General features: G+C 73.6%; 9 protein-coding genes. 5 read left to right on the forward strand and 4 right to left on the reverse strand.

All coding sequences use genetic code 11. The annotated features are described in order from the left end of the window. Positions 1-232: 232 nt before the first annotated feature. The 3 genes from J7E88_RS19495 to J7E88_RS19505 are packed head-to-tail and all read right to left on the reverse strand — an operon-like array spanning position 233 to position 4402. Positions 233-1255, reverse strand: a complete 1023-nt coding sequence (locus J7E88_RS19495; protein WP_215182769.1) for a serine/threonine-protein kinase — start codon at positions 1253-1255, stop codon at positions 233-235. Next, positions 1255-2055 carry a hypothetical protein gene (locus J7E88_RS19500; RefSeq protein WP_374196299.1) on the reverse strand — a complete coding sequence of 267 codons (801 nt, stop codon included), beginning with the start codon at positions 2053-2055 and terminating at the stop codon, positions 1255-1257. The genes J7E88_RS19495 and J7E88_RS19500 overlap by 1 nt, the downstream gene beginning before the upstream one ends. Positions 2056-2059: 4 nt before the next feature. Next, positions 2060-4402, reverse strand: a complete 2343-nt coding sequence (locus J7E88_RS19505; protein WP_215182771.1) for an FHA domain-containing protein — start codon at positions 4400-4402, stop codon at positions 2060-2062. A 356-nt stretch (positions 4403-4758) separates the two neighbouring features. Between J7E88_RS19505 and J7E88_RS19510 the strand changes: the two genes are divergently transcribed. After that, positions 4759-5232 (forward strand): ATP-binding protein, encoded by a 474-nt coding sequence (locus J7E88_RS19510; RefSeq protein ID WP_308307550.1) that lies wholly within the window; start codon positions 4759-4761, stop codon positions 5230-5232. A gap of 225 nt (positions 5233-5457) precedes the next feature. On the opposite strand, the gene J7E88_RS19515 is transcribed toward J7E88_RS19510, so the two are convergent. Next, positions 5458-5691 carry a hypothetical protein gene (locus J7E88_RS19515; RefSeq protein ID WP_215182775.1) on the reverse strand — a complete coding sequence of 78 codons (234 nt, stop codon included), beginning with the start codon at positions 5689-5691 and terminating at the stop codon, positions 5458-5460. A gap of 503 nt (positions 5692-6194) precedes the next feature. On the opposite strand from J7E88_RS19515, the gene J7E88_RS19520 reads away from it, so the two are divergent. The 4 genes from J7E88_RS19520 (at position 6195) to J7E88_RS19535 (ending at position 11188) form a co-directional block, all read left to right on the forward strand. Next, positions 6195-6863, forward strand: coding sequence for a DUF6629 family protein (locus J7E88_RS19520; RefSeq protein ID WP_215182777.1), 669 nt, complete (start codon positions 6195-6197; stop codon positions 6861-6863). 1518 nt (positions 6864-8381) lie between these two features. Continuing rightward, positions 8382-8759: a hypothetical protein gene (locus J7E88_RS19525; RefSeq protein WP_215182779.1), complete on the forward strand. Its 378-nt coding sequence runs from the start codon at positions 8382-8384 to the stop codon at positions 8757-8759. Between the two features lie 56 nt (positions 8760-8815). Next, positions 8816-10219 carry an NADP-dependent succinic semialdehyde dehydrogenase gene (locus J7E88_RS19530; protein ID WP_215182781.1) on the forward strand — a complete coding sequence of 468 codons (1404 nt, stop codon included), beginning with the start codon at positions 8816-8818 and terminating at the stop codon, positions 10217-10219. 3 nt (positions 10220-10222) lie between these two features. Then, positions 10223-11188 (forward strand): LLM class F420-dependent oxidoreductase, encoded by a 966-nt coding sequence (locus J7E88_RS19535; RefSeq protein ID WP_215182783.1) that lies wholly within the window; start codon positions 10223-10225, stop codon positions 11186-11188. Positions 11189-11273 lie beyond the last annotated feature (85 nt).

Below are 11273 nucleotides of genomic sequence, written 5' to 3' on the forward strand. Positions count from 1 at the left end.
CCGGCGGACGGGGGACGCCTGCATGGACCGTGCCGACCCGGGGACTGGGGACGCCTGTATGAACCGTGCCGACCCGAGGACTGGGGACGACTCGGCGAACCGTGCCGCCCGGCGGACCGGGGACGCCTGCATGAACCGTGCCGACCCGAGGACCGGGGAGGCCTGCATGAACCGTGCCGACCCGAGGACTGGGGACGACTCCGTGACGGGGCCCCGCGGAACGGGGGACGCCTCAGTGAACCGCGCCGTCCCGCGGGCCGCGGAAGACCGGCCGTGCCCAGGCCGGCGGTCCGGGCGGCGCGCCGGGCCCCTCGGCCGGTGACGGATCGCGCCCGACCACCGCCGTGGGCGTGCGCACGGGCGCACCGGCGCCCGCCGTCGCGGCCCGCAGGGCCGAGACGAACCGCCCACAGGAGTCGTAGCGGTCCTCCGGACGCTTCGCCAGCGCCGTGGCGAGCACGCGATCGACCGCCGGTGGCAGATCGGGGCGCTGCGGGGTCAATGGCGGAGCGGGATCGTACTGGTGGGCCCACAGCAGCGCCATGTCGTCCTCACGGCGGAACGGCGGAGCACCGGCCAGCGTCTCGAAGACGACGCACGCCAGGCTGTACACATCGCACCGCCCGTCCACCGGACGCCCCGAGATCTGCTCGGGCGCCACATAGTCCAGCGTGCCGACGAACTGACCGACCGTCGTGAACCCGGTCAGCGACAGCGACTTCTTCGTCAGACCGAAGTCGGTCAGGTAGACGTGCTCGGGATGCTCGCTGTCGGTGCCCTCCGCGACCAGGATGTTGCCGGGCTTCACGTCCCGGTGCACCAGGTCGTGCGCGTGCGCCGCGTCGAGCGCGGACGCGACCTGCGCGGCGATCCGGCCCGCGGCGGCGGCCGGCAGCGGACCCTTGCGGTCCAGCAGGACCCGCAGGTCCTGGCCGGCGACGTACCGCATCGCGATGTAGAGCAGGCCGTCGGTCTCGCCGGCCTCGAAGACCGGCACGATGTGCGGATGGTCGATGGAGGCCGCGACCTTCGACTCGTGGGTGAAGCGTTTGCGGAACGTGTCGTTGCGCGCCAGCTCGGGGGCCAGCAGCTTCAGGGCGACGGTGCGGTCCAGGCGCAGGTCCCGCGCCCGGTAGACGACCGCCATCCCGCCCCGGCCGATCTCGCGCTCCACCAGATAGCCCGCGACCTGCCTGCCGACCAGCTCGGACTGCCTGCCGACGGGCAGGGACCAGCCGGACGAGGCCGCCGGCATCAGCCGTCACCACCGCGTGCGGGCGGACGCCCCGGCCCCTGGGCGAAACGGGTCGCGTCCGGGTGCTCCGCATCCGGGTCGCGGTAGGGGGCGAGCGGGGCCGGGTCGACGAGCTCGGTCTCCCCGGATCCCGTCGGCCGGGGGGCGGGGCCGTCGAGTGGGCCGGAGGGGCGGGCGGGGTCGACGAGCCAGGTGCTGTCCGGGGCCGGTGCCCGCCCGGCCCCGTCGTCGGCGCCGGAGTCCGGCACCACCTGCGTCGGGTCGGGACGGCGCGCGGGAGGCGGCTGGTCCGGCGTGTCCGTAGAGGCCGCCGGCTCGCTCGTCGCCGCCAGCGTGGTCAGCCGGGTCCCGTCGCAGAAGACCCAGCGCTCGTGCTCGGCGTCGTACAGCCACATCGCTTCGCCGTCGACGACGAGACCCACCCGCAGCCCCTGAGTACGGCGGCGGAAGTCCTCACCGTCCGAGTGGCCGCCCACCAGGTCCTCGGCCGCGCGCCGGTAGCGCCCCAGCGAGTCCTCCACCCGCGCCAGCAGGGGACGTGGATCGGCGGTCCGTGCCATCGGCTGTCCGGCCGCCGGCGGGTCCTGCGGCACGGAGACGAGGAGGCGGCCGTCCACCCAGGCCGACCAGCCGTTGACGCACAGGATGCGCGACCAGTCACCGCGGCGTTCCAGCAGTTGGACGGGCAGCAGCGGATCCAGCGGCTCGGTGGGCCGGGACGTGTCCGGGCCCTCCCACGCCGGCATGCCGGACCGTGGAACGACATGTGTGGGGGTGAAGTCCCGGTTGGACATGGTCATCGGCCTACTTCCGCATGATCGCGGGCTCGTGCCGGCGCAGCAGCCGCATCACCGCGAATCCGAAGAGGACGGACAGCACCACCAGCATGCCCATGTCGAGCAGCCACACCCCGGCCGCGTGCTCGAACAGCGGATCTCCCGTCAGCTTCCCCGGCACGATCCGGCCCAGATCGATCGTGCCCGCCATCGCGCCGAGCGCCCACCGCGAGGGCACCAGCCACGCCAGCTGCTCGATCACCGCCACACCGTCCAGCTTCAGCAGCGCACCGCAGAACACCACCTGGACGATGGCGAGGAGCACCAGGAGGGGCATGGTGACCTCCTCCTTGCGCACCAGGGCGGAGACCAGCAGACCGAGCATCATCGCCGTGAACGACAACAGCGCCACGGCCAGGGTCATCTCCACCAGCGGCGGCAGCAGGACGCCCTCGCCGCCGGGCGCGCCGAGATCGACACCGGCCAGCCCGACGAGGGTCAGCGCCACGGCCTGCAACACCGTCACCGTGCCGAGCACCACCACCTTCGACATCAGGTACGCCGATCTGGACAGCCCGACCGCGCGCTCCCGCTGGTAGATCACCCGTTCCTTCACCAGCTCGCGCACCGCGTTGGCCGCACCGGTCAGCACCCCGCCCACACAGAGGATGAGCAGCGCGTTCATCGCGGTCTCCCGGTCGAGCCGGCTGCCCGCGAGGGCCCTGGTCATCGCGCCCATCACGAACGGCAGCGCGATCATGATGGCCAGGAACGTCCGGTCGGCGCTCAGCGCAGCCGTGTACCGCCGCACCAGCGTCCGCAGCTGCGCCCCCCAGCTCTGCGCCTTCGGCGGCGGAGCGACGGGACCGCCCGGTGCAATGCCGCGCTCCCGCCTGGGCTGCCGGGTGGCGCCCGCGATGTACTGCTGGTGGAACGGTGAATGCCGGTACGTTGCGGCCCAGTCGCGGTCCCTGTCGTTCTCGAACGCCTCGAACGCCGCCGGCCATTGGTCGAACCCGAAGAAGGCCAGCGCGTCGTCCGGCGGCCCGTAGTAGGCGATCCGCCCGCCGGGCGCCAGGACCAGCAGCCGGTCGCAGACGTCCAGGCTCAGCACGCTGTGGGTCACCACCACGACCGTGCGGCCGTCGTCGGCGAGGCCGCGGAGCATGTGCATCACGGACCGGTCCATGCCTGGATCGAGCCCTGAGGTCGGCTCGTCGAGGAAGAGCAGCGACGGCTTCGTCAGCAGCTCGAGCGCCACACTGACCCGCTTGCGCTGACCGCCGGACAGGCTGTGGATGGGCTGGTCCGCCCGCTCCTCCAGGCCCAGTTCGCGCAGGACCTCCGCCACCCGCTCCTGCCGCTCGGCGCGCGCCGTGTCCTGCGGGAAACGCAGTTCGGCGGCGTACGTCAGGGCGCGGCGCACCGTCAGCTGCGCGTGCAGGATGTCGTCCTGGGGCACCAGCCCGATGCGGCGGCGCAGCTCGGCGTAGTCGCGGTAGAGGTCGCGGCCGTCGTACAGGACCGTGCCCTCGTCGGCGGGGCGCAGCCCGGTCAGGGCGTTCAGCAGTGTGGACTTGCCCGCGCCGCTGGGGCCGACGACGGCCAGCAGGCACTTCTCACCCACCGGGAAGGAGACGTGGTCGAGGAGCGTCTTGCGGCCCTGGTCCACCGAGACGGCGAGATCCTGTACGTCGAGCGAGACCTCACCGGTGTCGACGAACTCCTGCAACTGGTCGCCCACCAGGCAGAACGCGGAGTGCCCGATGCCCATGATGTCACCGGGCAGCATCCGTGCCCGCTCGATCGGGCGGCCGTTGAGATACGTGCCGTTGTGGCTGCCGAGGTCGGCGATCTCGTACGTGCCGTCCGGAAGGGAGCGCAGCTCGGCGTGCCTGCGCGAGACGATCAGGTCGTCGACGACCAGGTCGTTGTCCGGGGCGCGGCCGATGCGCAGCACGCGGGCGGGCAGGGGCCGCACGCTGGTGGGGGCGCGGAACGCGCCGGTGGCGGACGGCATGGAGACGGCGGACGGCTGGGCAGGCTCGAAGGCACGGCCCACGAGCACGGCCCGGGGCCCGTCCGAGGGACTTCCGAAGCGGATCTCGCTGCCCGGTCCGACACCCCACTCGCGGATGCGATGGCCCTCGGTGTAGGTGCCGTTGGTGCTGTCCTCGTCCTGCACGGTCCAGTGATCGGCCACGGCCCGCAGCACCGCGTGGTGCCAGGACACCCGTGCGTCGTCGATGACGATGTCGCTCTCGGGGTCGCGCCCGACGTGGTAGTCCCGGCTCGGACTCATGACCGTCGAGCCGGTGTCGGTCTCGACGACGAGTTCGGGTGCGGTCGCCGTCACAGGCCGCTCTGCCATGTCCCGAATTCTAGCGATGTGCCCCGTGTGTCGCCCGATCGGAGTCAGTGGAGTGAGCGGGGGCGGGCGCGGTGGGGGAGCAGGTGTGGGCGGGTCCCGCAAGCGGTTCCGCCGCACTCCACCCCCGGTCGGCGCAGTCCTGTGACCGAAGGACGCAGGCCGCGGGGCGGCCTTGCGCCGAGCGGGCGTCCGCCGCGCGTGTTGCGGGGTGGGCGGGGGCCGGTGCACTCTGATGGTGACCCAGAAGCGACAAGGGCTCACTCTTCGTACTCGGGGGCCATCCTGCGAATGAAGGGCCGTCGCGGTGAGGAGCCACGGTCATGAATGTTCCGGTTGCCTGTCACTGCAGAGTCGAAGTGCCGGCATCATCAGAGCGCATTCCCCAGATCCGGCGCATTCTCGCGGCGCATCTGCGGTACTGGAGCCTTGAGCACCATGTGAATTCCGTCTGCGCCGCCGTCGACGAACTCGTCGACAACGTCGTCCAGCACGTCAGCGGCGACAAGACGTGTGTGGTCGAACTGCGCTGGACCGGTCGCAGGCTGATCGCGTCCGTCTCCGACCGGGACGGGCATCTGCCGCCGGTGCGCACTTCCTCCCCGTCCCGGGGAGGTCTCGCGAAGGTCGCGAAGCTCAGCGACAGCTGGGGCACCTGCGGCACGGACGAGGGCAAGGTCATCTGGTTCAGCAGGCGGGTCAAGGAGGCCGAGCGGATCCTGACCGGCTCCCGTGCCCCGAGGCGGCCGGTCGTCGAGGTCAGGCCGCTTCCGCTGAACCTGCCCGCCCACCGGTCCGACGCGCCTGTCCTCGAAGTGGAGGCCGTGCGGTGAGGTGTCCACCGGTCCATGCGGCCGCGCGTGTGCTCGTCACCCGATGGCCGGGCCCGGCACCGGGACGCTGAAAACTCATCACGTCCGCCCCTCGCGACCCGTGCACGCTCATCCTTGGGATGTCCCCGTCCGGGGAGATTCGTCCGGGACCTGTCGCCAACCGGTGCGGCCGGTCCCGAGCCCCGTACTCGGGACCGGCCGCAGGGTGCGGTGGCGGTCGCGTCGTCAGGCGGCGCTTCTGTCCTGTCGGCCGGCCGTGTGCAAGGACGCCACCAGGCCGAAGAAGCCGGCCTCGTTGCCCGCCAGTCCGACCGCGCTCAGCGCCTGGTCCGCCTCCGCCATCGGCGCGGACAGCAGCGGAAGGGCGGCCGGGGCCCGTTGGGGATCGGCGAGCACGGCTCTGGTGGTCTGCAGAAGCCGTACGTACGCCCGCGCGGCGGCGAGCTCCAGATCGTTCATCTCGCGGTTCCCCTCGTGAAGGTGTCGTACCGTCAGCATCTCGTGCGGCACTGACAATCCCCTTGCGGCATGTTCCCCCGGGGGTACGCGGGAACGGCCGGCGGTCCGCCCCGGAGGCGGGCCGCCGGCCCGGATGACGTGCTGAACCGCCGTCCGGCGACTGGTATGAGAAGACGCTCACTCCGTAGGCGCTCAGGGCTTCGGTGACGGGCTGGAAGAAGGGGGTCCGTCCGACGAGCAGTTGCCGCTGCCGCCGGAGTCAGGCCGAGCGCGGTGCTGTCGGAGAACTTCGCGGCGGCGCCGTCGCCCGCGGTCGCACACACCGGCCCGCCGTGCCGCCTGTCCCGGGCCCCTGCGCCGCCCTCGCCGGCCGCCGTGCGGGCTGCCGCCGCGCCGCCCGGCCGCGCGGACGGCGGCTCCGGGCGGCTTCCTTATGCCGCGATCACTCCCGTTCGCCCAGCGCGCCCCGGTGTCAGGATCACGTCCGGTCGTACGGTGACCTCATGTGCTGGAGCGCCACGGCCGACCTCACGGCCGGTGCCGGGATCGCCGCCGTCGGGGCCGCCTGCGTCGTCACGACCGTGCGCCGGGGCCGCCCGCGCGATCTGCCGCTCGCCGCACTGCCGTTGCTGCTCGGCGCCCATCAGGTCGTCGAGGCGGTCCTGTGGACCGGGGGTGGTGGCGCGGGAGCCGCCACCACCGCCTGGGCCGTCATCGCCCTGCCGGTGCTCGCGCTCTGGGTCCCGCTCGGCGTCCTCGTCGCCGCACCCGCGCATGCCCGCGTCCGGTCGGCCGTCCCGGCGGTCGCGGGCGTGGCCACTTCGGCGGCGCTCGCGCACGTCCTGGCCACCCGGTCGGTGACCGCGGACATCCGCGGCCACACCGTCGGCTACGCCATCGGCCTGCCGCACCCCGCCTGGCTGTTGACCGGCTACCTCCTCGCCACCGTCGGCTCGCTGCTCCTCGCCACGGACCGGGCACTGCGGCTGCTCGGCGTCCTCACCGGACTCGGGGCCGTTGCGTGTGTGCTGCTGTGGCGGACGGCGTTCGTGTCGACCTGGTGCGCGGCGGCGGCCGTCGCCTCCGTCGCACTGCTCGGCTGGACCCTGCGCCCCGCCGCGCCTGGGACGCCGGCCGATCAGCGGCGCGCCGGCGTGGACGCCGTGTCCTGACGGCCGTGCCGCCCCGCCGGCCCGATGAGTCTTCCGCGGGTGCGGACCTCAGCCGCGCGCCGGCGCGGACGCGTCTCTTGACGGGCGCGCCCGGCCGTGAGCGTCACGTCGCACGCGACCGCGTTGCCCTCCGCGCCTACCGGGCAGTTGTACGCACGCGGCGCGTGCCGCAGCCGTGCCCGCCGGCAGATGGCTCCTCTCGGGCGGTGCCGGAAAGGCGTACGCCGCCTCTCCATCCGCCGCCGTCCGACCGCGCCCGGCCGCCCGCCCCGTCGATCAGCGCGACGCGGGCGTACGGCACTGCGCGCCCTCGGCGCCCCGCACGCGGCCACGGAAAGCCGGTCGGCATCCAGCCGGCGGCCTCCTGAGGGCCGGCCGCCGTCCCGTACGTCCGGTCGGCCTCCTCGCGGGACGGCAGGAACTCCGAGCGGCTTCGGACCGGGCCCGGTCCTCGCGGCCACCCCATTCGCCGCCTGTCGCCGGGCTGCGTCGTGGTCGCCTGCGAGCCCTGCCCGGCCGACGGCCGCGAACCGACGCAGGAGCAGCGCCAAGAGGTGGCCGCACCGGCCCGCGCAGCCGGGCCGATGCCCGCACGCCGGCAGACTGCCCGTGGCTGCGCCCCGGGCCGTGGCGCACCGCCGCGCTCCGGCGATCCGACCGTGCCCCGGCCTCCGCACGCCGGCCGTGGCAGACCGCCCGCGGGCCGGCCGTGGGACATCGCCTTTGCGATCCGCCCGCGCCCCGGCCCCCGCACGCCGGCAGACTGCCCGTGGCTGCGCCCCGGGCCGTGGCGCACCGCCGCGCTCCGGCGAACCGCCCCCGCACGCCGGCCGTGGCAGACCGCCCCGGGCCGCGTCCCGGGGAACCGCCCGTGCCCGGGCCCCGGCACTCGGCCGTGGCAGACTGCCCGCGGCTGCCCTGGCGATCCGACCGCGGGACATCGCCGCGCCCCGGCGAACCGCCCGCGCCCCGGCCCCCGCACGCCGGCAAACCGCCCGTGGCTGCGCCCCGGGCCGCGTCCCGGGGAACCGCCCGTGCCCGGGCCCCGGCACTCGGCCGTGGCAGACTGCCCGCGGCTGCCCTGGCGATCCGACCGCGGGACATCGCCGCGCCCCGGCGAACCGCCCGCGCCCCGGGCCCCGCACGCCGGCAAACCGCCCGTGGCTGCGCCCCGGCCGTGGCAGACCGCCCGGGGCCGTGTTCCGGCGATCCGTCCGCGCCCGGACACTCCCCCGCCCGGACACTGCCCGCACCCGGCACACCCTCCCCGGGCCCCCCACGCCGCCCGCGGCCGCGTCCGGGCGAACCGCCCGACTCCCGCACCCCCGCGCTCCGCCCGGCGCATCGTCGTCGTCACCCTGGGTACCCGGATAGCCCCGGCAGGGCGTCCGCCCACGCCCGGACCCGGTCCGCTCGCACCGCCGCTGTCGGGGAGCGAGGCTTGAGGGGGCGGGAGTGCGCGCCGGCCGGCGTGGACGGGCGGGCGTCACGGGACAGGAACGGAAGGCGGGAATCACGGTGAACACTGCACAGGAGCACACGGAGTCGGTCGTCGTCACGCTCACCGGTTGCTCCAGCGAGGACGCGGACGCCGTCTTCCGCGCCCTCGGCCGCGCGTACCCCTCGGACCGCGACGAGACCGAGGTGCCCCGGCACGTCTCCGAAGGCCACGCGACGGTGTGGACCACCACATTCGACGTGTCCCACCCCCGCGGCAAGGCCGAGCCGGTACGGCTCGCGGCACCCGTGACGGTCGAGATGCAGGGTGGCTACTGGGCGGTGGACCGCATGAAGGAGATGCTCGCGACCAGCTTCGACGTCGAGGAGGAGGGCATGGCGGCCGGCGACCAGGAGAAGGACGTGCAGCTGCGGCTGACCAGCGGCATCCATCAGTGACCGGTCCGGCGGACCGGGCCCGGGACACACAGCACACCAGCCCAGGAGGACCGTCCATGCCCATCGCCACCGTGAACCCGGCGACCGGAGAGACGCTCAAGACCTTCGACGCCTTCGGTGCCGAGGAGATCGAGCGGCGCCTCCAGCTCGCCTCGGACGCCTTCCTGAGGCACCGCATGACCTCCTTCGCCGAGCGGTCCGCACTGCTGGACCGCGCCGCCGACCTGCTGGAGCAGGACCAGCGGGCCATCGCCCGCACCATGACCACCGAGATGGGCAAGCCGCTGGCCGCCGCCCGCGCCGAAGCGGCCAAGTGCGCCAAGGCGATGCGCTGGTACGCCGCCCGGGCCGAGGCGCTGCTCGCCGACGAGTATCCGCCCGAGGCCGACGTGAAGGACTCCGGGGCGGCCCGCGCCATCGTGCGCTACCGGCCCATGGGCGTCGTCCTCGCCGTCATGCCGTGGAACTTCCCGCTCTGGCAGGTCGTGCGGTTCGCCGCGCCCGCCCTGATGGCCGGCAACACCGGTCTGCTCAAGCACGCCTCCAACGTGCCGCAGACCGCCCTGTACCTGGAGGACCTCTTCCGCAGGGCCGGCTACCCGGAAGGCTGCTTCCAGACACTGCTGGTGGGCTCCGACGCCGTCGAGGGCATCCTGCGCGACCGGCGCGTGGCCGCCGCGACCCTCACCGGCAGCGAACCGGCCGGCCGCTCCGTCGCGTCCGTCGCCGGCGACGAGGTCAAGAAGACGGTGCTGGAACTCGGCGGCAGCGACCCCTACATCGTCATGCCGTCCGCCGACCTGGACCGAGCCGTCGCCACCGCGGTCACCGCCCGGGTGCAGAACAACGGCCAGTCCTGCATCGCGGCCAAACGGTTCATCGTCCACACCGACATCCACGACGCCTTCCGCGACCGGTTCACCGACGCGATGAGGAACCTGACCGTGGGCGATCCGATGGACGAGTCCACCGACGTCGGCCCGCTCGCCACCGAGAAGGGCCGCGAGGACCTCGAACAGCTCGTCGACGACGCTCTCGCCCACGGCGCCACCGCACAGTGCGGCGCCCGGCGCCCGCCCGGCCGCGACCGCGGCTGGTTCTACGAACCCACCGTGCTGACCGGCGTCGGCGACGCGATGCGCATCCACCGCGAGGAGGCGTTCGGGCCGGTGGCCGCGCTCTACCGCGTCGGCGGCGTCGACGAGGCCGTAGCCCTCGCCAATGATTCGCCCTTCGGCCTCAGTTCCAACGCCTGGACCCGCGACGAGAGCGAGATCGAGCGGTTCTCGCAGGACCTCGAAGCGGGTGGCGTCTTCTTCAACGGCATGACGGCCTCCCACCCGGCCCTGCCGTTCGGAGGCGTCAAGCGGTCCGGCTACGGACGCGAGCTGTCCGGGCACGGAATCCGGGAGTTCTGCAACGTCACCACGCTGTGGCACGGAACGGACAAGGAGACGTAGCCCATGCTGCGCATCGGGTACACGATGATGACGGAGCAGGCCGGGCCGCGGGAGCTCGTCGGCCATGTGGCCGGGGCCGAGGCGACCGGCTTCGACTTCTCCGTCATCTCCGACCACTACTTCCCCTGGCTGGGCTCCCAGGGCCACTCACCGTACGCCTGGAGCGTCCTGGGCGCCGCAGCGCAGGCCACCTCGACGATCCCGCTGATGACGCTCGTGACCTGTCCGACGGCCCGCTACCACCCCGCCGTCGTGGCCCAGAAGGCCGCGACCGTCCAGCTGCTGTCCGAAGGGCGCTTCCGCCTCGGCCTCGGCTCCGGCGAGAACCTCAACGAACACGTGGTGGGCGGCGGCTGGCCCAGCGCTCACGAACGCCTGGAGTGGCTTGAGGAGGCCACCGACATCATCCGCAGGCTCCTCGACGGCGAGCATGTGAACCACCACGGACCCCACTTCGACGTCGTCGACGCGAAACTCTGGGACGTGCCCGAACGGCCCGTGCCCATCGGCATCGCCGTCTCCGGCGACAGCTCCTGCGAGATCGCCGGCAGCTACGCCGACCTGGTCATCGCGACCGAGCCGAAGAAGGAGCTGCTCGACGCCTTCGACCGGTACGGCGGCGCCGGCAAACCCCGCGTCGGTCAGCTGCCCGTCTGCTACGACAGCGACCGGGACGCGGCCGTGGCCCGCGCCCACGACCAGTTCCGCTGGTCTCTCGGCGGTTGGCGGGTCAACGCCGAACTGCCCGGCCCCAAGTCCTTCGAGCAGGCCACCGAACTCGTCACTCCCGACGACGTCGCGGGACAGATCCCCTGCGGGGACGACGTGGACGCCTTCGCCGACGCGGTGCGGCCGTACGCGGAGGCGGGCTTCACGGAGGTCGCCCTCGTCCAGATCGGCGGGGACCGGCAGGAGCCGTTCCTCGACTGGGCCGGGCGGAAGCTGCTGCCCGCGCTCCGCGAACTCTGACCGCTCCGGCCGGCCCACGACTGCGGACCGCCCTCCGCGTGCCCGGCCGGGCCCCTCTATCACGGTTGCGCACCAGGTGACACCG

It is taken from the genome of Streptomyces sp. ISL-10, from assembly GCF_018614575.1.
In the GTDB taxonomy this organism is placed as follows: Bacteria; Actinomycetota; Actinomycetes; order Streptomycetales; family Streptomycetaceae; genus Streptomyces.

Excerpts from the sequence above, each read along its gene's own strand:
- J7E88_RS19495 (WP_215182769.1), bottom strand. The coding sequence starts at position 1,255 with ATGCCGGCGGCCTCGTCCGGCTGGTCCCTGCCCGTCGGCAGGCAGTCC.
- J7E88_RS19500 (WP_374196299.1), bottom strand. The coding sequence starts at position 2,055 with ATGACCATGTCCAACCGGGACTTCACCCCCACACATGTCGTTCCACGG.
- J7E88_RS19505 (WP_215182771.1), bottom strand. The coding sequence starts at position 4,402 with ATGGCAGAGCGGCCTGTGACGGCGACCGCACCCGAACTCGTCGTCGAG.
- J7E88_RS19515 (WP_215182775.1), bottom strand. The coding sequence starts at position 5,691 with ATGAACGATCTGGAGCTCGCCGCCGCGCGGGCGTACGTACGGCTTCTG.
- J7E88_RS19520 (WP_215182777.1), top strand. The coding sequence starts at position 6,195 with ATGTGCTGGAGCGCCACGGCCGACCTCACGGCCGGTGCCGGGATCGCC.
- J7E88_RS19530 (WP_215182781.1), top strand. The coding sequence starts at position 8,816 with ATGCCCATCGCCACCGTGAACCCGGCGACCGGAGAGACGCTCAAGACC.
- J7E88_RS19535 (WP_215182783.1), top strand. The coding sequence starts at position 10,223 with ATGCTGCGCATCGGGTACACGATGATGACGGAGCAGGCCGGGCCGCGG.